The sequence below is a fragment of the Candidatus Nanopelagicales bacterium genome, assembly GCA_030700225.1.
GTDB lineage: Bacteria > Actinomycetota > Actinomycetes > S36-B12.
This window is the reverse complement of record JAUYJT010000065.1, coordinates 1-23,034: the sequence shown is the minus strand read 5'-3', so window position 1 is coordinate 23,034 and position 23,034 is coordinate 1. Positions and strand designations below refer to the sequence as shown.

General features: G+C 65.9%; 20 protein-coding genes and 1 pseudogene. 15 read left to right on the top strand and 6 right to left on the bottom strand.

Translation table 11 applies throughout. The annotated features are described in order from the left end of the window. Positions 1 to 37 precede the first annotated feature (37 nt). The 7 genes from Q8P38_10505 to Q8P38_10475 all read left to right on the top strand — a co-directional run bounded on the left by Q8P38_10505 (position 38) and on the right by Q8P38_10475 (position 7,449). Positions 38 to 1,456 carry a glutamyl-tRNA reductase gene (locus tag Q8P38_10505; GenBank protein ID MDP4015033.1) on the top strand — a complete coding sequence of 473 codons (1,419 nt, stop codon included), beginning with the start codon at positions 38 to 40 and terminating at the stop codon, positions 1,454 to 1,456. After that, a complete protein-coding gene (gene hemC / locus Q8P38_10500) occupies positions 1,453 to 2,364 on the top strand; it encodes a hydroxymethylbilane synthase (GenBank protein MDP4015032.1) in 912 nt (303 codons plus the stop codon). Before Q8P38_10505 ends, hemC begins: the two co-directional genes overlap by 4 nt. Beyond that, on the top strand, positions 2,361 to 3,959 hold the full coding sequence (locus tag Q8P38_10495; GenBank protein ID MDP4015031.1) for a uroporphyrinogen-III synthase: 1,599 nt from the start codon (positions 2,361 to 2,363) through the stop codon (positions 3,957 to 3,959). Before hemC ends, Q8P38_10495 begins: the two co-directional genes overlap by 4 nt. A 7-nt stretch (positions 3,960 to 3,966) precedes the next feature. Continuing rightward, positions 3,967 to 4,953, top strand: coding sequence for a porphobilinogen synthase (hemB, locus tag Q8P38_10490; GenBank protein ID MDP4015030.1), 987 nt, complete (start codon positions 3,967 to 3,969; stop codon positions 4,951 to 4,953). Positions 4,954 to 4,990: 37 nt separating this feature from the next. After that, the gene (gene hemL / locus Q8P38_10485; GenBank protein MDP4015029.1) at positions 4,991 to 6,298 is read left to right on the top strand and encodes a glutamate-1-semialdehyde 2,1-aminomutase; all 1,308 of its coding nucleotides are present in this window, start codon (positions 4,991 to 4,993) and stop codon (positions 6,296 to 6,298) included. A 45-nt stretch (positions 6,299 to 6,343) separates the two neighbouring features. Further along, positions 6,344 to 6,706, top strand: a complete 363-nt coding sequence (locus tag Q8P38_10480; GenBank protein MDP4015028.1) for a hypothetical protein — start codon at positions 6,344 to 6,346, stop codon at positions 6,704 to 6,706. Positions 6,707 to 6,810: 104 nt separating this feature from the next. Continuing rightward, on the top strand, positions 6,811 to 7,449 hold the full coding sequence (locus tag Q8P38_10475) for a histidine phosphatase family protein (protein ID MDP4015027.1): 639 nt from the start codon (positions 6,811 to 6,813) through the stop codon (positions 7,447 to 7,449). 21 nt (positions 7,450 to 7,470) lie between these two features. Here Q8P38_10475 and Q8P38_10470 read toward each other — a convergent pair whose 3' ends face one another. The 3 genes from Q8P38_10470 to Q8P38_10460 form a co-directional block, all read right to left on the bottom strand. Beyond that, positions 7,471 to 7,839 carry a PLD nuclease N-terminal domain-containing protein gene (locus Q8P38_10470; GenBank protein ID MDP4015026.1) on the bottom strand — a complete coding sequence of 123 codons (369 nt, stop codon included), beginning with the start codon at positions 7,837 to 7,839 and terminating at the stop codon, positions 7,471 to 7,473. Between the two features lie 93 nt (positions 7,840 to 7,932). Continuing rightward, entirely contained in the window at positions 7,933 to 10,428 is a 2,496-nt protein-coding gene (locus tag Q8P38_10465) for a glycosyltransferase (protein MDP4015025.1), read from the bottom strand. Beyond that, a complete protein-coding gene (locus Q8P38_10460; GenBank protein MDP4015024.1) occupies positions 10,415 to 11,233 on the bottom strand; it encodes a polysaccharide deacetylase family protein in 819 nt (272 codons plus the stop codon). Before Q8P38_10460 ends, Q8P38_10465 begins: the two co-directional genes overlap by 14 nt. A gap of 173 nt (positions 11,234 to 11,406) precedes the next feature. Here Q8P38_10460 and Q8P38_10455 point away from each other — a divergent pair, with 173 nt between their 5' ends. Further along, positions 11,407 to 12,915: an Eco57I restriction-modification methylase domain-containing protein gene (locus Q8P38_10455; protein ID MDP4015023.1), complete on the top strand. Its 1,509-nt coding sequence runs from the start codon at positions 11,407 to 11,409 to the stop codon at positions 12,913 to 12,915. Positions 12,916 to 12,928: 13 nt separating this feature from the next. After that, entirely contained in the window at positions 12,929 to 13,888 is a 960-nt protein-coding gene (locus Q8P38_10450) for a BsuBI/PstI family type II restriction endonuclease (protein ID MDP4015022.1), read from the top strand. A gap of 60 nt (positions 13,889 to 13,948) precedes the next feature. Here the strand turns inward: Q8P38_10450 and Q8P38_10445 are convergent, their stop codons facing one another. Both Q8P38_10445 and Q8P38_10440 read right to left on the bottom strand, forming a co-directional pair. Next, positions 13,949 to 14,818 (bottom strand): 1,4-dihydroxy-2-naphthoate polyprenyltransferase, encoded by an 870-nt coding sequence (locus Q8P38_10445; GenBank protein MDP4015021.1) that lies wholly within the window; start codon positions 14,816 to 14,818, stop codon positions 13,949 to 13,951. Further along, on the bottom strand, positions 14,818 to 16,116 hold the full coding sequence (locus tag Q8P38_10440) for an AMP-binding protein (protein MDP4015020.1): 1,299 nt from the start codon (positions 16,114 to 16,116) through the stop codon (positions 14,818 to 14,820). Before Q8P38_10440 ends, Q8P38_10445 begins: the two co-directional genes overlap by 1 nt. A gap of 71 nt (positions 16,117 to 16,187) precedes the next feature. On the opposite strand from Q8P38_10440, the gene menB reads away from it, so the two are divergent. The 6 genes from menB to Q8P38_10410 all read left to right on the top strand — a co-directional run bounded on the left by menB (position 16,188) and on the right by Q8P38_10410 (position 22,367). Continuing rightward, positions 16,188 to 17,108: a 1,4-dihydroxy-2-naphthoyl-CoA synthase gene (gene menB / locus Q8P38_10435; protein ID MDP4015019.1), complete on the top strand. Its 921-nt coding sequence runs from the start codon at positions 16,188 to 16,190 to the stop codon at positions 17,106 to 17,108. After that, complete coding sequence (locus tag Q8P38_10430) at positions 17,105 to 18,148, top strand: o-succinylbenzoate synthase (protein ID MDP4015018.1); 1,044 nt, start codon at positions 17,105 to 17,107, stop codon at positions 18,146 to 18,148. The genes menB and Q8P38_10430 overlap by 4 nt, the downstream gene beginning before the upstream one ends. Then, positions 18,097 to 19,860: a 2-succinyl-5-enolpyruvyl-6-hydroxy-3-cyclohexene-1-carboxylic-acid synthase gene (menD, locus tag Q8P38_10425; GenBank protein ID MDP4015017.1), complete on the top strand. Its 1,764-nt coding sequence runs from the start codon at positions 18,097 to 18,099 to the stop codon at positions 19,858 to 19,860. The genes Q8P38_10430 and menD overlap by 52 nt, the downstream gene beginning before the upstream one ends. A 61-nt stretch (positions 19,861 to 19,921) precedes the next feature. Next, the gene (locus tag Q8P38_10420; GenBank protein MDP4015016.1) at positions 19,922 to 21,334 is read left to right on the top strand and encodes a hypothetical protein; all 1,413 of its coding nucleotides are present in this window, start codon (positions 19,922 to 19,924) and stop codon (positions 21,332 to 21,334) included. A 12-nt stretch (positions 21,335 to 21,346) separates the two neighbouring features. Further along, the gene (locus tag Q8P38_10415) at positions 21,347 to 21,802 is read left to right on the top strand and encodes a hypothetical protein (GenBank protein ID MDP4015015.1); all 456 of its coding nucleotides are present in this window, start codon (positions 21,347 to 21,349) and stop codon (positions 21,800 to 21,802) included. 127 nt (positions 21,803 to 21,929) lie between these two features. Then, the gene (locus tag Q8P38_10410) at positions 21,930 to 22,367 is read left to right on the top strand and encodes a hypothetical protein (GenBank protein MDP4015014.1); all 438 of its coding nucleotides are present in this window, start codon (positions 21,930 to 21,932) and stop codon (positions 22,365 to 22,367) included. Positions 22,368 to 22,487: 120 nt separating this feature from the next. On the opposite strand, the pseudogene Q8P38_10405 reads toward Q8P38_10410, so the two are convergent. Next, positions 22,488 to 22,892: pseudogene (locus Q8P38_10405) on the bottom strand (integrase core domain-containing protein). Positions 22,893 to 23,034 lie beyond the last annotated feature (142 nt).

The window sequence follows — 23,034 nt, the reverse complement described above, 5'->3', positions numbered from 1 at the left end:
AGCCGCGGACGTGTCTGCGGCGGGAGGTGACGGCGCGGTGACTCTCTTGGTGGTCGGGGCAAGTCACAAGACAGCGCCGATCGCTGTGCTCGATCAACTCGCGGGAGTGGACCAGGTCCGGTTGGCGTCGGAAGCCCTAGCCAGTGAACACATCGCTGAGTCAATGGTCGTGTCGACGTGCAACCGGCTTGAGGTGTACGCCGAAGCGGACAGGTTCCACGCGGCAGTGAACGATATCTCTGCCCTGTTGGCCAAGGGGGCGGGTATGGCGGTGGAGGAACTGATGCCGCACTGCTACGTCCGCTATCACGAGCGGACTATCCAGCACATGTTCGAACTAGCAGCCGGTCTTGACTCGATGGTGGTCGGCGAGCAGCAGATCATGGGGCAGGTGCGCGCGGCGGTCGTGGCAGCGCAGGACTCAGGCACCGCGGGCCGGGAACTGAACGAAGTCGGACAAGCGGCCCTCAGGGTTGGCAAGCTCGTTAGGTCGGCTACCCCGATCGACGGCGCCGGGGCGTCGATCGTGTCAGTTGGTTTGGCGCAGGCCTTCGAGCGGCTGGCCGGACTGGGCGGTGCCCAACCCGGCGGGGCAGCTGTCGTTGTCATCGGAGCCGGAGCGTTGGGGTCGCTGACGCTGGCTCACCTTTCGCGGTTGGGCGTCGGCGAAGTGACAGTGGCTAACCGTTCCCCACGACCTGGGGGGTCCCCCCACGAGGTGGGGGAGGGGTCCCCCCACTTCGTGGGGGAGGGGTCCCCTCCAGTGGAACAGGGTCGAGGCTTGGGTCGTGGCTCAGATGTGGCCGGACTGAGTGAGCTTCCAGAACTGATCACCGACGCGGACCTGGTCGTGTGCTGCACTGGCGCGACCGGCGTCGTGTTGACGACCGACATCGTCCGGCCGACGCTGATCGGCAGAGGCGGCCGACCCCTGGTAGTGCTCGACATGGCGATGCCGCACGACTCCGAGATCGGTATCGCGGACTTGCCCGGAGTCGTCCGATTGGACCTGTCTGACGTCGGTTTGGCAGTCGCCGATGGGGCGGAGTCAGATGGCGCGACGGCCGCCAGGCGCGTTGTGGCAGAGGAACTGACAGAATTCGTGGCTACGCGCGCCGCCCGGAAATTCGAGCCGGTCATGCTCGGTCTTAGGGCTTGGGGATCAGCGGTCGTCGATGAAGAACTGCTGCGGGTCCGGGGGCGGTTGCCCGAGATCACGCAGGACCAATGGGAGGAAATCGAGCTCGGATTCCGGCGCGCGTTCAACACCTTGTTGCACACCCCGACGGTTCGGCTCAAGGAGCTGGCGACTGATCGCGACAGCGCCCAGTACGCCCAAGCGCTGAATTCCCTCTTCAACCTCGCCGTCGATCAGGTCGCTCTGGTGCCGGGTACGTCTGATGCCGATGTTGCCGACCTCCGCGAGGCCGAGCGCCTCAGGGAGGTAGTCCAGTGACCTACAAACTTGCGACTCGCTCCTCCGACTTGGCGCTCGCGCAAGCCCGCTTCGTCGCTAATCAGCTCCGACAGTCGGGCATCGGCATCGAGCTACTCCAAGTAGTGACCAAGGGCGATCAGTCCACGGAAGCGTTGCATGAGATAGGCGGATCAGGGGTTTTCGTCAGTGACGTTCGTGCGGCGATCCTGGACGGTTCAGCGGACCTGGCGGTTCATTCTCTGAAGGACCTCCCCACGGCACCCGCGGCGGGGCTTGACCTGGCCGCTGTCCCGGCACGCGCTGACGCGCGGGACGCGGTCTGCACGCGCGGCGGTGTCCCTTTGGCGGAGCTACCAGCGGGGGCGACGATCGCGACCGGGTCACCGCGCCGCGCGGCGGCCATCCGGACCCTGCGTCCAGATCTGCGGACCGTGCCTGTGAGGGGCAACGTGGGAACCAGGCTCGCCAAGCTCGATTCCGGTGAGTTCGACGCGGTCGTCCTGGCTGCCGCGGGTCTGCACAGGCTCGGGTTGTCGGAACGCATCGCCGAGATCCTTGAACCCGACATGATGCTTCCGGCACCTGCACAGGGCGCCCTGGCCGTTGAGGTTAGGGCGCGCGCCGACGCTGGACTCGCGCTGGCAGTCGCCCAGCTCGATCACGCTCCGACCCACGCCGAGGTCGACGCCGAGCGAGCTGTGCTGGTCGCGCTTCGCGTCGGGTGTGCCGCCCCGGTCGGAGCCCTTGGGCGAGCGCTTGGCAACGAACTGAACTTGACTGCCGCCGTCCTCGATCCCGAGGGCGCTGATCCTGTCCGTGTGTCCGCTGCCGGACCTGTCAGTGAGGCTGTTTCGCTCGGTCATCGAGTGGCCGGCGAACTCCTCGCAGTCGGGGCCGGCCGTTATCTAGGGGAGAGTGTCCGTTGAGAAGCGCGAAGAAGAAGTCCGCCACCTGCGTGTCGCTCATTGCCGCTGGGCCGGGAGATCCCGACCTCCTGACGGTTCGGGCGGCCGCCTTGCTGGCTGCGGCCGACGTGATCGTGGCCGATCCTGACGTAGCCGCCCTGGCGCGGTCCCAGGTCGCCGAGGGGGCGGAGGTAGTGGTCCCGGTCGACGAGGACGCAGTGCCGCTCGACCATCAGGCACGCGCCAAGCTCGTGGCCGCGCTGGCTACTCAGTCCCGCGTGGTGGCCCGGCTCCTGTCCGGTGACCCAGTCCTCGACGGTTCGCTGGCGATCGAAGTCCAGGCGTTGACCAAGGCACACGTCCCGTTCGAGATTGTGCCCGGCGTCAGTCCGGTCAATGGGATCCCCGCATACGCTGGCTTCGGCTTGACAGGTGGCCGCGCGCGGGAGGTCGCGATCGTTGACGCCAATGACACTGACCTGGACTGGAATCTCCTCGCGCGCCAACGTGTGACCCTGGTTATCCATAACGGCGCCGACAACGTTGTGGCGATCGCGGATTCGCTCATCGCGGCGGGCCGGGATGCTGGAACGCCGGTCGCTATCACTCGTTCTGGCACGAGTGTGGATCAGCGCACGGTGGTGTCCACGCTGGCTGATGTGGCCGCGGCGGTGAAGAACGCCAAGCAGTCAGGGCCGGGACTCGTCGTCGTCGGCGAAGTAGTGGAACAGCGCGCGGTCATGTCGTGGTTCGAGACCAAGCCCCTGTTCGGCTGGAGGGTCCTGGTGCCGAGGACAAAGGAGCAGGCCGCTTCTTTGTCTGAACAGCTGAGGCAGTACGGAGCAGTGCCGGTCGAGGTCCCCACGATCTCGGTCGAGCCTCCGCGTACTCCGCAGCAGATGGAACGCGCGATCCAAGGACTGGTGACCGGGCGCTACGAGTGGGTCGGGTTCACGTCCACCAATGCTGTGCGTGCCGTGTGCGAGAGGTTCACCGCATATGGATTGGACGCGCGTTCGTTCGCCGGACTGAAGGTCGCGGCCATTGGCGCGCAGACCGCCGCCGCTCTGCGCGCTTTCGGCGTGACCCCGGACTTGACGCCCAGCGGTGAGCAATCAAGCCTTGGCCTGCTGGAGGAATGGCCGGAGTACGACGACGTGATGGATCCGATCAACCGTGTGTTCCTGCCCCGCGCGGACATCGCCACTGAGACCCTCGTCGCGGGATTGAACGAACTCGGCTGGGAAGTCGATGATGTGACGGCCTATAGGACTGTGCGGGCCTCGCCGCCTCCCGCTCCCATCCGCGAGGCGATCAAGACCGGTGGTTTCGACGCTGTCCTGTTCACGTCATCTTCAACGGTGCGGAACCTGATAGGGATAGCGGGTAAACCGCGCGCGAGCACAGTCATCGCGTGCATTGGCCCCCAGACAGCCCGCGCTGCCGAAGAGCACGGTCTGACCGTGGATGTCTTGGCGGATTCCCCCAGCGTGAGCCAGCTGGTGTGCAACCTCGCGGAGCATGGTGACGCCTTGCGCCTGGCTGCCGCGGAGGTCGGGGAGATGTCCTGGAGACCCAGCCGCCGACGCGCCGCAGCCCGGCGCAAGGCGACCTAGCCGGCAGATGTACGTCCAACCAGAGTCGAGCGACCGCCCTCGCAGACTGCGCTCAACCCCTGCCGTACGCCGACTGATGGCTGAGGTGCGCGTTAGCCCGGCTTCGCTGGTGCAGCCACTATTCGTGGCCGAGAGTATCGAGCAGCCTGACCCCATTCCGAGCATGCCTGGAGTCGTAAGGCACACCCTTGAGTCCGGGGCCGCAGCCGTGCGGCGGGCCGCCGATGCCGGTGTCGGCGGCGTGATGCTTTTCGGAGTTCCGGCGCACCTGGATCCACGGGGCTCTGGCGCGGACGACCCGGACGGAATCCTGAATCGCGCGATCGGGGTGGCCGTCGACGCTGCCGGCGATGATCTGGTCGTCATGGCGGATACGTGCCTGGACGCGTTCACAGATCACGGTCACTGCGGAGTGCTTTCCGCGGACGGTTCGGTCGGCAATGACGCGACGCTGCGCAGGTACGCCGACATCGCGGCCGCGCAAGCCTTGGCCGGGGCTGAAGTGCTGGGTCTTAGCGGCATGATGGATGGCCAGGTCGCCGCAGTGCGCGCGGCGCTCGACGGGGCGGGTAGGCCGGACGTCGCGATCTTGGCCTACACCGCCAAGTACGCCTCGGCTTGGTACGGCCCCTTCCGTGAGGCCGTGTCTTCGCAGCTCAGCGGAGATCGTCGCACTTACCAGATGGACCCGGCCAACCGGCGCGAGGCAATGCGCGAGGCGTGGCTTGACGCGGCCGAAGGAGCCGACATCCTGATGGTCAAGCCCGCTCTCGGTTACCTGGATGTGCTGGCGGACGTCACGGCGAGCGCCGACCTGCCGGTGTGGGCGTATCAGGTCTCGGGAGAATACGCGGCCATCGAAGCGGCTGCCGCGAACGGCTGGTTGGACCGGGACGCATTGATGCACGAGACGGTCTTGGGGATCCAACGTGCTGGCGCGTCGGCTGTTCTCACGTACTGGGCGACCGAACTCGCCGAACGACTGAGCACCTGACAGCGACAGGATCCAGGCCTGCTGCCAGAATCGACGGATGACCGTTTCGAAATCCCTGTTCGACCGTGCCGCCGCGGTGACGCCAGGTGGAGTGAACTCCCCGGTTAGGGCGTTCGGGGCGGTAGGCGGCACCCCCCGGTTCATGGTTCGCGGGCGCGGGCCTTATCTGTACGACGTCGACGGCGCGGAGTACGTGGACCTAGTGGGGGCATGGGGGCCAGCGATCCTGGGTCATGCTCACCCTGCGGTAGTCGAAGCGGTGTCGGTGGCTGCCGCTCGTGGGCTTTCCTTCGGCACTCCGACGCCAGACGAGGTCGCCCTCGCGGAAGTCATCACAGGTCGGGTGGCTCCGGCTCAGATGGTTCGGATGGTGTCCAGCGGGACCGAGGCGACAATGTCTGCTGTCAGGTTGGCGCGCGGGTTCACCGGACGGACGGCCGTAGTGAAGTTCGCTGGCTGCTATCACGGTCACGTTGACGCGCTGCTAGCCGCCGCCGGTAGTGGCGTGGCGACGCTGGGGCTACCTGACAGTCCCGGAGTCACAAGCCACCAGGCGTGCGACACCATCGTCTTGCCATACAACGACCTGCGATCTGTGGCACGTGCCTTCGAAACTCGCGACGACATCGCCTGTGTCATCACCGAGGCCGCCGCCGCGAACATGGGCGTGGTTCCTCCTCACGATGGCTTCAACGCGGGCTTGGCCGAATTGTGTGCCCGTCACGGCGCACTCTTCATAAGCGATGAGGTGATGACCGGGTTCCGCGTGACCTCGTCGGGCTGGTTCGGCGTTGATGGCGTCGTGCCGGATCTGATCACGTTCGGCAAGGTCATGGGTGGCGGCTTGCCCGCCGCGGCTTTCGGCGGCAGGGCGGACGTGATGCGGCAGGTGGCGCCCGCCGGGCCGGTCTATCAGGCGGGGACCCTCAGCGGGAACCCGGTGGCGATGGCGGCCGGTCTGGCGACCCTGAGCGCGTGCACACAAGAGGTCTACGCACATCTGGACTCCAGGGCGGAGCAAGTCTCCCGGTTAGTGTCCGCGGCGCTGTCAGAAAGTGGGGTGGCCCATAGAGTTCAGGCCGCTGGGAACCTGTTCAGCGTTTTCTTCACCTCCGAGGTGGTCCGCGACTATGACGCGGCCCGCTCGCAAGAGGCGTGGCGCTACTCGGCGTTCTTCCACTCCATGTTGGACGCGGGCGTGTACCTGCCGCCGTCGGCCTTCGAAGCCTGGTTCGTATCGGCGGCACACGACGACAACGCGATCGACCGCATCGCGGCCGCGTTGCCCGCCGCCGCCCGAGCCGCCGCCGCAGCCCCCCCAGGGGTTCGCCATGACCCAACCTGAGTACCAAGGCGTGGCACGCGGATGCCGTGAACTCAGACGTGTGTCATGACGGACGCGGAACAAGTGCCGGCTGCGCCACCCCCGTGGGGGCCCGAAGTGATCGGCGGGTTCGTGCTATTCGTTCTCGCCACTGACTTCGTGTGTCTGATCGCCGTCTTGGGGGTCTTGATTGGATTCGCCCTCCTTGTTGTTGCGAGTGCGCTCGCATACGTAGCCGTGAAGATTGCCGGGTGGAGGCCCGCCGTTCCCGCTGTCTTCACCGGTGTGGGTCTCTTCGTCCTGATCCCCGTATTCAACGACATCCAAGGCGGTCCTACGAGATGGCACCTCGCCCTGGCAAGCGGTTTCTTGCTTGCGGTCGGCGTGGTGTTGCTCGGGCGGCAACTTCACGCTGCGCGCTGGGATTGATCTCATCAGCTCCCGCCCGTGTTCGTGGCAAGACGGCGCCGCCATACTTCGCGTAGCCTGGTCTGCGGCGTTGGACCGAACGCCGGGATGAGATTGGAGCGCCGATGGCCGAGCGGACGGTCGTACACCTTCTGCGTCATGGCGAGGTCCACAATCCCGAGGGCATCCTCTATGGGCGCCTGCCCAGGTTCCACTTGTCCGAGTTAGGCCAGCGGATGGCTCAGCGCGTCGCATCGACTGTCAAGGATCGTGACATCGTGCTGGTCAAGGCGTCGCCGCTTGAACGGGCGCAAGAGACTGCCGCACCGATCGCGGCCGTGCGCGGTCTGGAGGTGAAGACGGACCCGGACTTGATCGAAGGGGAGAACGTCTTCGAGGGGATGCGGGTCAGCGTCGGAGAGGTGGCGAGGCACCCGCGCCTGCTGAGGTACCTCTGGAATCCGTTGCGTCCGTCTTGGGGCGAGCCGTATGTGGACATGGCCGCCAGGATGCGTGTCGCGATTGACCGGGCGCGGATTGAAGCGAGTGGGCATGAGGCTCTGGTCGTTTCGCACCAGCTGCCCATATGGGTTGCCCGTCTTGACGCGGAGCACCGCCGGTTCGCCCACGACCCGCGACACCGCCAATGTTCGCTGGCGTCTGTCACTTCGTTGGAATTCGAGGCAGACGCCTTGGTCGCCATCATCTACACCGAGCCAGCCGCTGACCTCACGGCTCGCGCGTCTAAGGGCGCGGGAGCCTAGGCGGCAAGGGTCCTATTCGGATCAAGCTCCGGCGCTCTCGTCACTGGCCTCTGGTGGCTCGGACGGTTGCTGAGCGGCGCGCTTGCGATCCTGAGCCTGGCGCCAGGTTTGCTCATCGAGCCTGCGCAGGAATGTCGGATCGTCGTCGGGAGCGATCGGCCTGGGCTTTGACTTCAGCGTGATGATCCGGGGTGGCGGCGGTCCGCTTCCCGCGCTTTCCGGGCGTCCCAGCAGGAACCACAGAGCCGCCCCGAGCAGCGGAATCAGCGCGATGATCATCCATAGCGACTTCGGCAAACGCAGGGCTCTGTCAGCGGGAGTCCCCTGGACGTCGAAGAACGCGTATAGTGCGAGCCCAATGATGATCAGGACCGGGATTACTCGCGTCATGGTGACTCCAGGATCTTCTACAACTCATCGTAGCCACGGGAGGTGGACACACGCCAACGCCGCGTCGCGCGATTGAAGCTTCGGCGCTGTCAGTTAGCTGTGTGCGCGCTCCGAACCAGTCACCGCGCGCAGGGCGGCGAGCGCCAGCGCCGCAGCGAATAGGTTGGCGATGAGCCAGCCGATTCCGAACCCGTTGATGACGAGCGTTGGAGCCAGACCCAAGCCGACGGCGAGCGTGACTATGGTGGCCACGCCCTGAACGCCCGCGACCGCTCGGGCTTTGGCCCGCGCCCGCAGGCCCGACATCGCGAACGTCGCCGCTGCCCGCGGTATCGACGCGAACAGCAGCAGCCGCAGGATACCGACGCTGCCCTCGGCGTACTCCTGGCCGAAGATCTGAAGCAGCCACGGCGCACCGACGATGCCAACCCCAATCGCGGGGACGATCAGCAGTGAGATCCGTAGAGCTACAGCCCGGCTCGTGGCCGCGGCGTCCTTCGGAGAGGAAGCGATGGCCACGCTCATCGGCCAGGACAGATTCATGGTCAGGACATCCACGCTCGTGGACAGGGTCCAGGCGACCACGAACAACGCCGCCGCCGTCGGGTCGAGAGCCACAGCGACGATGAATGGAAGCGCGGTTGACCCGGCTTGCAGGAGCAGCGAGCCGACGTAGTCGAACGCGACGAACTGGCGGATGCGCAGCTTGGCGCTATCCGCCCGGGGCGTGGGTGCCGCCAGCGTACGCAGCAGGATCACGGTCACGACGGGGATTATCAGTGCTAGCGGTAGGTACCACGACGCTGCCAGGATCGCGGCCCCGGCGGACTCCGATCGACCAGTTTCGCCGCCGCTAACCAGTAGCGCTAGCCCGAGGAGCGCTGCAACTTTCAGCACACCGAACGCACTGTTCTCCACGGGCACAACCCAGGTCTTGTTGGCCGCGACCAGAGCTCCGTCCTCGATCGAGAAGATCGACCACAGACACAGTGCGACGAGGAACAGCGCGGCACCAGTCACTCCACCCGGCAACGCACTCATAGCGCCGGGAGCGATCGCCAGCGCTCCGACACCTATAGCCAAGGTCAGCGCGAGCGCCGCACAGTAGGACCTGAGTAGCAAACGTCTTCGGTGCTTGCCCGCGCGCGGCAGAAGCACCGGCAATGACAGGGAGAAGTTCAGTTGCCCGGCGGTGGACAGAGCTGTGATCAACGCGATCAACGCCGCGCCAACTCCGAGCGCGGCCGGTGGCATCACGCGAGCGGCGATGGCCCAGTAGCCCAATCCCAGCAGTGCTGTTGCCACCGTGTTCACGATCAGCAGGTAGCCGCTGCGTACGGTTCGATGCCGCAGATCCATCGACTCGGCGTCCTCGCCGCCGGAAGCCTGCCTCGGAAGCGCCAGGGATGAGCGAGCGTAGGCGAGCGGGCCGGTGGCCAATCCGCCAAGTTCGAGAAGTCGCAGTCTCAGTGGGAATCGTTCCTGGTGCTCGTGGACGTAGCCACTGCGCGAAGCCACAGTCACGATCGCCGCCAGGCACAACCTCAGCAGTTGTCGGATCGTGATCCCGCCTGTGGCGACTCGGTGTGTGACCAGAGCTGACAGGCCGACCCCGTACCTGAAGGTCTGTCTTCGAATCGCCTCCCAGCTGTCCGGCGGCGGATGCAAGACAGTGATTGCGGGTACGTACGCGACAGCCCCACCCGCGTCAAGGACGTTCAGGTGCATGTTGAGGTCTTCGCCACCAAGGGCGCTCGTGCCCGCCCCGAGGCGCTCGCTGTAGCCGCCAAGTTCGCGGGCCTGCTGGGTGCGAAGTACGCAGGTAGCGCCGGTTCCCATGGCCGTCACCTCCCGCAGCGCCTGCGCGGCGGCGAAGTCGCGCGGCAGGAAGATGCGCGAGTCCAGGCCCTTGCGGAATCCGCCGGAGTGCTCGAACCACTTCGCTGCCTCGGTGGCGGGGCTGTCGCTCAGCACCAGTGCGTTGAAGGCCCACGCCCGCGGGAGATTCGTCGCTGCCGCGGCGATCGCGGATCCCCATCCGGGCAGGACTATGACGTCGTCGTCGACCATCGCCGTGAGGTCGCCGGTCGCGGCGCGAAGGCCAGTGTTGCGTGCGCGTGACAGCCCGACCGGTGACTCGATTACGTCCCAATCGATGGAATCCACGCTGCCCCAGTTGCTGGCAATCGCTTCGGCGACTACGTCTCGGGTTCGCACCGGGTCGCAACCGTTGGGAATCACCAAGATCTGATCTATCCAGTCACGCTCTCCAGCCAACGATGCGATCAGCCGAGCTGCCGAGCTTCCTCCACGGGCGCTGGGAATGACGATTGACAGAGTGGGCCTGGCCGATTTCGCGTCGCCCGGAGTGAGGATCTCCCCAGCGGGACGAGCGCGTGGCTTGGCCCGTTGAAGCACTGTTACGCCTGGCGATTGGGCAGCGTCATCTCGTGCGACGTCCAGCAGCTGTGAACCGGTCACCGGTCGAGCGACCCGCAGCAAGCAGACAGGACGGCCGACGTCGCGGATGAGGACGAAAGCCCCGGCTTCGACCGTTTCGGGCAGGGAGTCGAGGTCAACCGTCAGCATCGTCGGCGGCCTCCGTCGAAGCGACCGCCGGTTGCCCCAGGCCAGGCCCGAGGCGCATGCGTGCTCGCCGGTAGTGGCGCCACAGCCGCGTCCGCGCTGCTTCGGAACGACGCGCGATCGGGGCGCCGCGGCGGTTGATCCATTCGCCAACGACAGCGGTGGGAGTATCGGCGAGCACTGTGAGCCGGGCCACCGCCAACAGGTCGTCGCCTACATAGCTGAACGAGTTCTTCACGGCGTGGGCGGTCTCGTAGCCAGCACGCTCGACGAGTCGGCGCGCGACAGGTCCGTGATAGCCGTGCGGGTATGAGAAGGAGGTAACCGCGCTACCTGTGATGTCCTGCAGCGCGTCGAGGCTACGCGCTATCTCGATCCAGGCATCGTGCTCGCTGATCACATCTAGCTGCGGATGGCTGATGCTGTGGGAGCCGATCTCCAGATCGGTCCCGGCGAGCCCTCGCAGGGCGCTGGCAGAGATGTTGCCCGGCTTGCCAAGGAATCCAGTGGCGACGAAGAACGTGGCCCGCAGCCCGAGCTCCTGGAGAATCGGAAGCGCGAGGTCCACCACACCGGCGTGGGCGTCATCGAATGTGACCATCGCCAGGGGTTTCTCGGGCAATGTCGCCGATCGGCAGTGGTCGGCGTAGTCGCTGGCGGTGAATGTAGCCGCTCCTGTGGCGGCCAGCATCTGGAGATGTCGGCGCAGTTCGTTCGAGCCGATCGCCCAGGGCTCGTCGGGTCGGCCCGCCACTACGTGGTGGTACAGCAGGACGGGAACCAGGCGGGGGGAGTCCGGCGATCGCATTGGAGTCCTCCCCTCGTTGGCCCACTAGCCAGTGCCCGCACAGTTCGATCCTAAGTGACCGGGAACGTGATCCAAGGGTTGAGCCGGGGCCTCAGACGCTGAGGCCGACGGCACCTCTTAGGGGCCTGTGGAAATGCGCCGACGACTTGAGGGGACGGCCTACGCTATTCCTCGTGATACCGCGGCAGCTGCTCGCCCACGCAGAGGCTCGCCGAGTCGGGGCGGCATCCAGGCTTGACGACAAGTCTCGGTCAGCACTCGGCCAGTTCTTCACCCCCGGGCGCGCGGCTTCGCTGATTGCCGCGATTCCCCGGCTGCCACGCGAAGGCCAACTTCGGATTCTCGACCCTGGGGCTGGGTCGGGCTCGCTGACGGCTGCGATCGTTGCCCGAATCCTGAGCGAGTCGCCCCAACTCGACGTTGAGGTTGTTGGTGTCGAAACAGATCCCACTGTCGCTGGGTACCTGCGCGACACGTTTGAGGACTGCAAGGACGCTGCCAGGTCAAGCGGCATGAGTCTGGATGCGTCAGTGATTGAGGGCGATTTCATAGACCTCGCTACCGGGTTGCTCGCCAGTGAACCCCTGCTTTCGCGGCCGTTCGACTTGGTCATCATGAATCCCCCATACCTGAAACTCGGGGCGCGTTCCTCGCACCGGCTCGCTGTCGCCGCGATCGGCGCCGACTGCCCGAATCTGTATGCCGCCTTCCTCGCGGTCGGCGTTGAAGTGCTGCGGGACGGTGGGCAACTCGCGGCGATCACGCCGCGCTCTTTCGCCAACGGACCTTACTTCGGCAGCTTTCGTCGGTTCCTGCTGGACCGGCTTGCACTGGATGCGATTCACACATTCCAGTCGCGGTCGACGGTGTTCGCTGACACGGGCGTGCTCCAGGAGAACATCGTGTTCTCGGGCACTCGTGTCGGCAAGCGCTCACACGTCACCATCGCGATCAGCGCGGGGCATCATGACGTGGCAGTTGTGCGTACCGTCCCGTACAACGAGGTTGTCAGACCCGGTGACCCGCACAAGTTCGTCCGCGTCTTCGCCAATGACAAGGATCAGGAGGCCGCGGACTCGATGGCGCTCATCCCATGCACGCTCTCCGGCATCGGGCTCAGTGTTTCCACGGGCCGGGTTGTCGATTTCCGCGTCCGGGACCTCCTGCGGAACGAGATGGACGAAGCTACGGTGCCCCTCGTGTACCCGGGCAACATTCGGGGCGGGATCGTTGAGTGGCCCCGGGAGATCCGTAAGCCGCAAGCCTTAGACGTGTCCGACGAGGTCCGAGCGGCGAAGCGCGTGATGCCCAACGGCTACTACGTCCTCGCGAAACGGTTCTCCGCGAAGGAGGAGCGGCGGAGAATTGTCGCTGGAGTGTGGGATCCGACCGGACACGCGGCAAAGACGGTCGCGTTCGAGAACCACCTGAACGTGTTCCACCGCAGCGGGGCTGGCTTGGATCGCTTCCTCGCAATCGGTCTGTCGTACTGGCTGAATTCGACGCTCGTCGACCGCTTCTTCCGCACGTTCTCGGGTCACACTCAGGTCAACGCGACGGACCTGCGGACACTCCGATTCCCGAGCGACGATGAGATGCGGGCGCTGGGAGCGCGCTTCGACCCTCGCTTGCCGGACCAGGACACCTTGGACGAAATCGTCGCTGGCCACTTTGAATTGTGATCGGATCAGCGGCATGAGAGACGATCACGGGATCGCCACGCGCATTGCCGAAGCCCAGGAGTTCCTCCGCAGGGTCGGCCTCGACGCGGAACGCCAGAACGAACGTTCTGCGCGAATCCTCCTGGCGCTGCTCCAGCTCGAACCCGGCAAGCCGTGGCCCCAGGCAGCCAACCCGCCGCTGCGCACTGTCGAGATCATTGACTGGATTGACCGGAAACTCGGGCATCGGTACAAGCCGAACACCCGGGAAACGATCAGGCGCCAGACGCTGCACCAGTTCGCCGACACGCTGCTGGTTGAGCAGAACCCGGATGAACCGACACGCCCAGTCAACTCGCCGAAATGGTGCTACCGAATCCATCCCACGGCGCTAGAACTGGCGCGCAGGTTTGGCACGGGGAGGCCGGATGGCATGTTCGAGCACTACCTCGCTCTCCGGCCCGGCCTCGTTCAGCAGTACGCAGTGGCACGTCAGATGAACCGAATACCGGTCACACTGCCCAGCGGTGAAGCGATCCAGCTGAGTCCTGGGGGGCAGAACATCCTGTTGAAGAAGATGGTGGAGGAGTTCTGTGAACGCTTCACCCCCGGCGGCGTGGTGCTGTACATCGGAGACGCTGATGCGAAGTGGGCTGTGTTTGACGTGGACCGGCTGGCGGCGCTCGGGGTCACAGTTGACAGCCATGGCAAGATGCCGGACCTGGTGGTGCACTATCCAGACAGGAACTGGATGGTCCTGCTGGAGGCCGCCTCGTCGCATGGACCTGTCGATGCCAAGCGGCACGGCGAACTAAGCAATCTATTCGGGAGTTCGTCCGCTGGGCTGGTGTTCGTTTCCTGCTTCCCCTCCCGCCGCGAGATGCGGAAGTACCTTGCCGACATCGCTTGGGAAACTGAGGTTTGGTGCGCTGACAACCTGAGTCACTTGATTCACTTCAACGGTGAGCGGTTTCTGGGCCCATACGGGAGTTGACGTGCCCGGACTCCATACGCTTCCCCAGCCTCTGGCAGGCGCGGTTCGTAGTCGATCGTGTCAGACGCCGAGGCCGACGGCCACGAGCAGCCCGCCCGCCAGCAGGACCGCGCCCGTGCCGCCGAGCACTGGGATCAGAGCTGGCCCAGAGGCACTGGAAGCGACAACGGACACTGGCTTGACAGCCAAGGGCACGGCCAGCAGCCCGATGAGCGCCGGGAGGGAGAAGATGGCGAGGGCTGCGATCGCGACGAAACCAAGCCCCATCACGGCGACATACACATGCCGGGTCCTCCGATCGCCGAGCTTCACGGCCAGAGTCATCTTGCCGACTTCGCGGTCTCCCGGGATGTCCCGCAGGTTGTTAGCCAGCAGGATCGCGCAAGCCCAAAGCCCGGGTGGGATCGAGGCGATGAGCGCCAGCGTGGTGAGCGTCCCGGTTTGCGTGTACGCGGTGCCCATGACAGCGACTACGCCGAAGAAGGCAAAGACGAAAGCCTCCCCGAGGCCGGCATACCCGTACGGGCGGCGGCCACCGGTGTAGAACCACGCGGACGCGATCGCGGCCGCTCCCACCGCGAGGAGCCACCAGGCCCCGGACAACGCGATTAGCGCCAGGCCCGCGATCCCGGCGAGCCCGAACGACGCGACTGCGGCCGCGAGGACAGCGCCCGGTGGTGCCAGTCGCTGGCCAACCAGTCTCACCGGGCCGACGCGTACCGCGTCCGTGCCGCGTACCCCGTCGCTGTAGTCGTTGGCGAAGTTGACGCCGACCTGTAGTGCCAGCGCGACTGCTAGGGCCAGGATCGCTCTAGGAGCGGAGAACGCGTGCTCGTGCGCGGCGACACCGGTTCCAACAGCGACGGGTGCGATCGCGGCGGGCAGTGTGCGCGGTCTGGCACCGGCGATCCACTGGCGGGCAGTCGCCATCAGGTTTGACTGTCCGCTGGCGGGCCTGGGTGCCCCCTCCCCCACTTCGTTGGGGGTCCCCCCACGAAGTGGGGGAGGGTGCCCCCAGCGGGGTGGGGGAGGATCCCCGCCTTGCCGCTCGGAAGGTGCGGGAGTTCAGCTACGAATTCAATCCGCCTGGGCGCGGAAGCGCGGCCCAATCTGGAAGTCACGATTCCTATCAGTTCGACCGTGAGAGCGTCGGCCAGAACGCCTGGTCGGGTCGCTGAAGCGTCATCTGGAACGACATACGTAGTCGGGACAGCGCCCCATTCGGGGTCCTGGGCGGCGACGGTGAGCGCGTCGATGACCCGGGAATCCGAGCGCACGGCTTCGGTCACCGCCGGCAAAGAGACCTTGACTCCCCCCACTTTGATCACATCGTCGCAACGTCCCAGCACCGTCAGCGTCTCGCCGTCCCAGCGCCCGAGGTCGGACGTGATGAACCATCCGTTCGCGAATCGGCGGCGGTCCAGATCCGGGCGCAGGCGGTAGCCGACGGCGATTGTTGGTCCTCCAAGTCGGACCACGCCAGTGTCGGCGCAGACATCCACCAGGACTCCTGGCAGCGGCTTGCCGTCATAGACGACTCCGCCGCAGGTTTCGGTCATGCCGTACGTTTCGACGATCCGCACCCCGGCCGCAGTCGCCGCGGCCCTTGAGTGCCGCGCCAAGCGGGCCCCTCCAACGATGACCCGGCCGAAACCCGCCAGCGCGTCCAGGGCAGCGGGATCGCCGAGCAGGCGGGTCACTTGAGTGGGCACAAGGGACACGTAGGCGGGTAACCCATCAGCTCGCGCTCGGTCCAAGACGCTCCGCGCAGTTGAAGTGAACGACTTGGCGGTGAACGGCTCCGCACCACCGACACCTGGCCAGGCCATGGGCTCGCCTCCAGCCAGCAGCGCCCTGGCCACCGTGAGCAGCCCGCCGATTCCTGTAACGGGCATCGCGGTCAGCCACACACCTGGGGGCCCCATGGCGGCGGACCCAAGCTGTGCGGAAGCAGTCAGAGCTGAGGAGGTGAGCACCACGCCCCGGGGCTCTCCTGTGGACCCGCTCGTGGCCAGCACGATAGCGATGTCGTCGCGTTTCAGGGGCGCGCTGGCTTCCACAGCCGCGGACATGGCAGCCGCATGCGCGGCAGGCGTTGTCTGCGAAGCCAGAGGGATGGGTGCGAATGGCTGACCACCGGACAAAGCCCGCGACAGGGCGCCCGCCACAAGCCCCACTCCGGGCGGCCCGGGAGGCACGAGGATGCGGCTTAGCGCGCGTCTGCTCATCGCTACTAGCCTAGGAACATCTCGGGCCGCTGGCGAACCGCGGCCCGTGCGGCCCACATGGAGGGACGGCCATGGAATCGCGGAATCGCTACACCCTGCCTCCCGTGGTCACCCCCGACAGCCCCGCGGCGGATGACCCAGGGCATTCCAGTGTCGAACCTGGAGCGGATTGGCTCGCGGCTGGCGAATTCAGCGACATTCGGTACGAGACCGCTGACGGAATGGCGAAGATCACGATCAACCGGCCCGATCGCCGCAACGCGTTCCGGCCCAAGACACTCTTCGAGTTGTCTGACGCCTTCAACCTGGCTCGCGACGACGACGAGGTCGGGGTCATCATCCTCACGGGTCAGGGGGACTGGGCCTTCTGCTCCGGGGGTGATCAGGATCTGAGGGGTAGCGACGGGTACCTCGGCGATGATGAAGTGGGCCGGAAGGGAATCGGCAGGCTGAATGTTCTTGACCTTCAGGTGCAGATCCGGCGGACCCCGAAGCCGGTAGTGGCCATGGTCGCCGGATACGCGGTGGGTGGCGGGCACGTGCTGCACATCGTGTGCGACCTGAGCATCGCGGCTGACAACGCTCGTTTTGGGCAGACGGGTCCGAAGGTCGGGTCATTCGACGGCGGGTACGGGTCGGGTTTGCTGGCGAGGCAGATCGGCCAGAAGCGTTCCAGGGAGGTCTGGTTCCTCTGCCGTCAGTACGGCGCGGAGCAGGCGTTGGATTGGGGCTTGGTCAATGCGGTCGTCCCTTTGCGCGACTTGGAGAAGGAGACCGTGGCCTGGTGCCAGGAGATGCTCTCCTTGTCTCCGCTCGCACTGCGGATGCTGAAGGCGTCGCACAACGCCGCTGATGATGGGCTGGCTGGTGTTCAGCAACTCGCTGGCGATGCGACGCTTCTGTTCTACATGAGCGAGGAAGCCCAGGAGGGTCGAAACGCCTTCCAGCAACAGAGGCAGCCCAACTTCAAACAGTTCCCCAAACGGCCGTGAATCACCGTCGGGGCCTGGCTGGTGTGCTCGCCAACGCGGTCGCTTTCCGCGTGCGGTTGCGGACCCGGTTCCGTGGCCTGGAATTCCGCGATGGTGTTGTGCTGCGAGGCCCGGGCGGCGCCGGTGAGTTCTCGCCGTTCGCGGACTACGACCAGCGCGCGGACGCCCTGTGGCTGGGTTCGGCGCTTGAAGCCGCTTACGGTGAGTGGCCCGCGGCCGTCAGGAACTTCGTTCCCGTGAACGCGATTGTGCCGGCGGTCGGTCCCGACGCCGCCGCTGAACTGACGCGCCGAGCGATCCGGGAGGCTGGGTGTCGCACGATCAAGATCAAAGTCGCTTCGCCCGAGGAGGGGTCAGCGGCGGATGAAGCTCGCGTGGCCGCAGTCCGTGGGGTTCTCGACGATGACCTGGGCGCCGGGGTCGGACGGATCCGCGTGGACGCCAACGGGTGCTGGGACGTCGACACCGCCATCGAGCGCATAAGGGTCCTGGCTGAGTACGGACTTGAGTACGTGGAACAGCCCTGCCGCACGGCGGCGGAGCTGAGCTGGCTGCGGGGCCGGTTGGACGTGCCGGTCGCTGCTGACGAGTTGGTCCGCCGCGACGGAATGGTCACTGACCTGGCCCGGTTTGCGGACATCGCCATCCTGAAGGCTCCCGCTCTGGGCGGAGTCGCCCGGACGCTGCGGATCGCTGAATCGGTCGGTGTCCCCGTCGTGATAAGCGGCGCTATGGATACCTCGATTGGTCTGGCATGCGGAGTCGCGGCTGCCGCCGCTTTGCCCGACCTGGCCTACGACTGCGGTCTGGGCACAGGCGAGCTACTGGCTGACGATCTCGTAGTGAACACGACGCTGCCAAGAAACGGTGGCCTGCGTGTCGAGAGGCCGACCGTTGAGGATGAGGTTCTCGCGGAAGCCCGCGCGTTGCTGCTCGCCCAGGCCGGTGAGCAGGCCGAAGTGGCGTGGCTTGAGCGGATGATCGCCGCATGGCCGCTCGTCGAACCCGGCATCGCGAAGCTGGTCGGCGAAGCGCTGTGACTTCGCCAGCCCTGGCGTGCGCCGCCGCGTTCGTCGACGAGCTGGTCCGCCAGGGGGTGAGCGACTTCGTGCTGTCGCCAGGCAGCCGGTCGGCGCCCGTGGCGCTTGTGCTCGCCGAGCGGGAGCGGCGGCAACACCTGCGGTTGCACGTGAGGATTGACGAGCGTTCCGCCGGGTTCCTGGCTGTCGGATTGTCCCGGCGGTCAGGTGAGCCGGTGGCGGTCGTATGCACATCGGGCACGGCGGTGGGGAATCTGCTTCCATCGGTCCTCGAGGCCAGCTACTCGCCAGCCCAGCTCGTCTTGGTGACTGCGGACAGGCCCGCTGAAGCTCGCGGTTGCGGAGCTCCGCAGACAGTCGATCAGGTCGGGATCTTCGGTTCGGCGGTGCGCTGGTCGGTTGATCTGCCCGCACCTGAGTCAGGGGACGCAACCGAATCCGACGCGTGGAAGGCAGCGGCCACTCGGGGCGTGGCAGAGGCAAGGTCCTGGCCGGGCCCGGTTCACGTCAACGCCGCCTTCCGCCCGCCGCTCGTTGGCTCGGTTCCGGAGTTCGATTCCACCGCCGGGGCCGCTGATGTGGGGGAAACAGCGACGGCGGCGCCCTGGCCAGGGGTGCCTCCAGAGCGCGGGCTACTTATCGTAGGCGACCTGCCGCCCGCTCAGGCATCCCTTCGTCGGCAGGTCGTGGACCTAGCGGCTGCCTTGGGCTGGCCGGTCATCGCCGAGCCCACCGCTGGGCCTCTTGATCATCCCAACGTGCTTAGGCATGGGCCCCTGGTTCTGGCCGCGACGGGTTTCGCTGGCACGCACACACCTGATCTGGCCATCACGGTGGGGCGGTTCGGTTTGACCCGCTCGGTATTGGGGGTCGTGTCGGGTGCTCGTGACCACTGGGCGGTCAACCTGAATCCGCTGTGCGATCCCCCCGATCCCGCACGATCAGCGTCTGTCGTGCTGCCGGGACTCCCGGCGGCGCCCCCCCGCGAACCGGGGCGCCCGGCGGCGGATGAGTGGCTCGCCGAGTGGCTCGCCGCTGACTGCGTCATCGCCGGGGTCGTGGAGTCGAGCCGACCGGACGAGCCTGAGGCGGATCTGACAGGACCTGTGGCGGCAGCAGAGGCGCGCCGGTCAGTCGCGCCCGACGGGCTGTTGTTCATCGGACCCTCGTGGCCGATCAGGTTCCTGGAAGCGGACTGGGTGTCCGTCCCAGGCGTCGTCATGGCCAACCGTGGAGTCAACGGCATCGACGGGGTCGTGAGCAGTGGTGCGGGAGCTGCGCTGGCTCACCAGCTACTTGGTGGGGACTCAAGCGTCGCGGTCATGGGAGATCTGTCGTTCCTCCATGATCACAACGGGCTGGTGTGGCCTGAGGGCGAGCCGGAGCCGGACCTGACTTACGTCGTGATTGACAACAACGGCGGCGGCTTGTTCTCACAGCTGGAACAGGGCGAACCGGAGTTCGCGCGGGACTTTGAACGAGTCTTCGGCACGCCGCACGGCCTTGACCTGGTCGCCGTCGCCGACGCGGCGGGCCTGCCAGCTTGCCTGGCGCGAACAGTCGGAGAACTTCGCGCAGCGCTCGCGAACGGTGGGGCCCGGTGCGCCACGGGTCGGCGAGTAGTAGTGGCGTCAGTCGGTGGCCGACACGAGGAGAATGACCGCCTTCGGCAGATGGAGGCGAACATCTGCCGCGCGATCGACAACCTCTAGCCCGAATCCACCGGCTCGCGCGGGGGTTGACGGCATCTGGGTGCTGACGTAGGGTCGCGGCATGGTTACTTTCGGGGGAACCCGCTTCAGTAAGGGCAAGTCGGCTGTCGTGGCTGGTGCGCTGGTCGTACTGGCGTTGGGGGGGGGCGAGGTCGTAGCCACGGCCGGGGACCCTGGCGGCGCTGTGACCTCGGGTGGTGTGGCCGCTGATGGCGCGGGTGTTGTTCCGTCGCGGGCTCAGACCGCTGGCGTTGGTGTCAGCAGCTCAGGTGAGCCGCAGGGAGGTAAGTACCGCCGCGTGATGTTGCGACAAGCGCGCATGGACGCGTGGATTGCCAGGATCCTGGGACCGGCGTACTCCTTGGATTTCAAAGGCCCTGAGGGGTTCGGTGGAGTGTGGCTAGACCCCGATGTGGGTTCGGTGACTTTCGCGTGGAAAGGCGAGCCGGGCCGACGGGTGGCCCGGAAGCTGGCTAGGCCTCCGAAGGGTGTTTCGGTGACTGTCACGTCCGCCGCGTACACGCAGGCGGAGTTGGATGTCGCGACCGGCAAGTTGTGGGAGCGGCGCGGGAAGTTGCGGCGGTCGACTGGGTGGTCGCTGGTGGAGTCGTCACCGAGCCAGACCGGCAGCGGGTTGGACGCGGAAGTTGTCGCGGTTTCCGGGGCGGATCAAGATGGTCTGAAGTCGACCCGGGGGGTGTTCTCCAAGGCGGTTGGTGTGCCAGTCACGGTGACCAAAGGTGAGCGGGTGACTCTAGCCCAGGGTCCGCGTTGGAAGCCCGATCAGCCGTGGCGTTCCGGTGCGGCGCTGCTGACGCCGTTAGGCAGGTTGTGCTCCAGCGGTGTCGCGGGCAAGGACAAGGGCGGGAGAAACGTGTTCATCACCGCCGAGCATTGCGGGGAGGTCAAGGGCGGCAAGTACTACGCCATGGATGGAAACAACCCCCCGAAGAAGGGCTCCAAGTTCGGGGAGGTGTGGGATGTGTTGCCCAAGCACGACACGGCGCTGGTTGGGGCAACGGGCAAGGTCACCGCGCTGATCTACACCGGGGACTGGAACGCGCCGAAGTCCAAGTACAAGGTCGTTGGCAGTGCGGGCGATAGTCAGGTCGGCGACTATGTGTGCACCAGTGGCGCGAATTCTGGCGTTCACTGCAAGTTGAAGGTGACGAAGACCAAGACGTGTGCCGCGAGCAAGGGGAAGATTCCGTTCTGCCCTTGGGTCAAGGCTGTGGCCAGCAGCGGCATCGCAGTCGCGGAAGGCGATAGCGGTGGCCCGGTGTTCATGGGTCCGGGGAAGAAGAAGCAGGAGGACAAGAGACAGGTCAGAGGCACCATTTCTGGGGGGAGAGACTTCTACGCGTGTCCGTCTGGGTCGGTCGCGATCCCGGGCAACTTGTGTTCGAGCAGGGTCTACTTCGCTCCGATCAAGAAGGCTTTGTCGGATTTCAAGGTGACTCTTGTCAAGCGGTAGAGGGGAGTGATCATGGGCAGTGGCCGGAGTCGGCGCGGGTTGGCGTTAGTGGTTGGAGTGGTCCTGGTGGGGGCCTTGGCGGCGTGTTCCTCGCCCCCGCCGGATACCCCGTCCCCGGAGCCATCGCCGTCTGAGGTTTGGCCGACTCCTGACGTTTGGCCGAAGGGTAACTACTACGAGGAGCCGATAGTCGGTGACGAGGTGAAGTTGTCGACGAAGTGCGGGGTTCAGTTCCTTCAGTTCGATGGGTACACCTGGGAGACGTCGCCGTTCGGTGATGGTCGGCCGCCTCCGGGATGGCCGAGCCCCTACGCCAAGGGATACGTCAAGTTCCTAGAAGGGAACGCCCTCAGGTTGGACATCATGAATGATCCGAAGCCGGGGGACGTGCTGCGATTCAACTCGAAGTACGAGCCGAACATGCTGCGGTTCCACTTCACGACTAAGACTCCGCCTCCCTGCCCGTGACGCCTGGGCACGGTTGGCGGCCGGTGCCGGGAACTTCCGACGCGGCTCTGGCGTCAGAAACCAGGACGCGCGCAGCACTGCGGCCGAGTCGGCCCCGATCAGCTGCGTCCTGGTAAGGGGAGTGATCATGGGCAGTGGCCGGAATCGCCGTGGGCTCGCGATGGTGGTAGCGGTCGTGCTGGTAGGTGTTGTCGGGGCGTGTTCTTCTCCGGCGCCGGAACCTTCTTCCCAGGAGCCTTTCCCATCTGAGGTTTGGCCGACTCCTGACGTGTGGCCTAGCAAGATGCCGATACCACTGGTCATAGGTCCCCGGGTGAAGTTGTCTACGAAGTGCGGGATCCAGTTCCTCCAGTTCGATGGGTACACCTGGGAGACGTCGCCGTTTGGGAATGGTGGGCCGCCTCCGGGATGGCCGAGCCCCTACGCCAAGGGAAAGGCAGTCTACGGAGCGGAGATTGGGGGACCAGGCGAGCCAACCTGGACGGACCTGATCTTCGAGTCGACGTACGAGCCGAAGATGCTGCGGTTCCACTACACGACTAAGACTCCGCCGCCCTGCCCGTGACGCCTGAACTCCCGGCCGCGCCGGCCAGTGCCGGGAACTCCCGACGCGGCTCTGGCGTCAGAAACTAGGACGCGCGCACGGAAGATGTCAACCTCGGTGAGACAGATTTCGTGGTGAGTTTCAGGGATTTGTGCTTGCCTCCTGTTCGGGTTGGTTGATCCAGATGGTTGGGCTGATCTGGGGCGGTTGGGGTGGCTTGCGGATGAAGCGTTCTGGGTGCTGCTGGTAGGCCGCGTCCAGGGTCAGGGCGCGCTGTTGGCGGATCTGTTCGGCGGTGCCGTAGTGGACGCTGGCGGGGGTGTGCCAGCCGATCCCAGAATGGCGGTGGTCGAGGTTGTACCAGGTGAAGAACTCCTCGCAATGGGCACGTGCCTGTTCGATGCTGGTGAATGTTTTCGGGAATTCGGGCCGGTACTTCAGCGTTTTGAACTGGGACTCCGAGAACGGGTTGTCGTTGGGTACGTGGGGGCGGCTGTGGCTCTTGGTCACTCCCAGATCGGCGAGCAGGAACGCGACGGGTTTGCTGGCTGTTGACCGCCAGGCTGGCTGAGGATGATGCCGTCACGGTGGGCTGATCTCTCAGTGACGTGAGGGCCGCATGGGACCCCGTCATGTGGTTGTTCATGTGCGTCGTCATAGTGAGGATGTAGCGAAGGATGGGCGACGG

Coding starts and splice junctions, on each gene's coding strand:
- hemB (MDP4015030.1), top strand. CDS start 3,967: ATGTACGTCCAACCAGAGTCGAGCGACCGCCCTCGCAGACTGCGCTCA.
- hemL (MDP4015029.1), top strand. CDS start 4,991: ATGACCGTTTCGAAATCCCTGTTCGACCGTGCCGCCGCGGTGACGCCA.
- Q8P38_10480 (MDP4015028.1), top strand. CDS start 6,344: ATGACGGACGCGGAACAAGTGCCGGCTGCGCCACCCCCGTGGGGGCCC.
- Q8P38_10475 (MDP4015027.1), top strand. CDS start 6,811: ATGGCCGAGCGGACGGTCGTACACCTTCTGCGTCATGGCGAGGTCCAC.
- Q8P38_10470 (MDP4015026.1), bottom strand. CDS start 7,839: ATGACGCGAGTAATCCCGGTCCTGATCATCATTGGGCTCGCACTATAC.
- Q8P38_10465 (MDP4015025.1), bottom strand. CDS start 10,428: ATGCTGACGGTTGACCTCGACTCCCTGCCCGAAACGGTCGAAGCCGGG.
- Q8P38_10460 (MDP4015024.1), bottom strand. CDS start 11,233: ATGCGATCGCCGGACTCCCCCCGCCTGGTTCCCGTCCTGCTGTACCAC.
- Q8P38_10450 (MDP4015022.1), top strand. CDS start 12,929: ATGAGAGACGATCACGGGATCGCCACGCGCATTGCCGAAGCCCAGGAG.
- Q8P38_10445 (MDP4015021.1), bottom strand. CDS start 14,818: ATGGCGACTGCCCGCCAGTGGATCGCCGGTGCCAGACCGCGCACACTG.
- Q8P38_10440 (MDP4015020.1), bottom strand. CDS start 16,116: ATGAGCAGACGCGCGCTAAGCCGCATCCTCGTGCCTCCCGGGCCGCCC.
- menB (MDP4015019.1), top strand. CDS start 16,188: ATGGAATCGCGGAATCGCTACACCCTGCCTCCCGTGGTCACCCCCGAC.
- menD (MDP4015017.1), top strand. CDS start 18,097: ATGGCCGCTCGTCGAACCCGGCATCGCGAAGCTGGTCGGCGAAGCGCT.
- Q8P38_10420 (MDP4015016.1), top strand. CDS start 19,922: ATGGTTACTTTCGGGGGAACCCGCTTCAGTAAGGGCAAGTCGGCTGTC.
- Q8P38_10415 (MDP4015015.1), top strand. CDS start 21,347: ATGGGCAGTGGCCGGAGTCGGCGCGGGTTGGCGTTAGTGGTTGGAGTG.
- Q8P38_10410 (MDP4015014.1), top strand. CDS start 21,930: ATGGGCAGTGGCCGGAATCGCCGTGGGCTCGCGATGGTGGTAGCGGTC.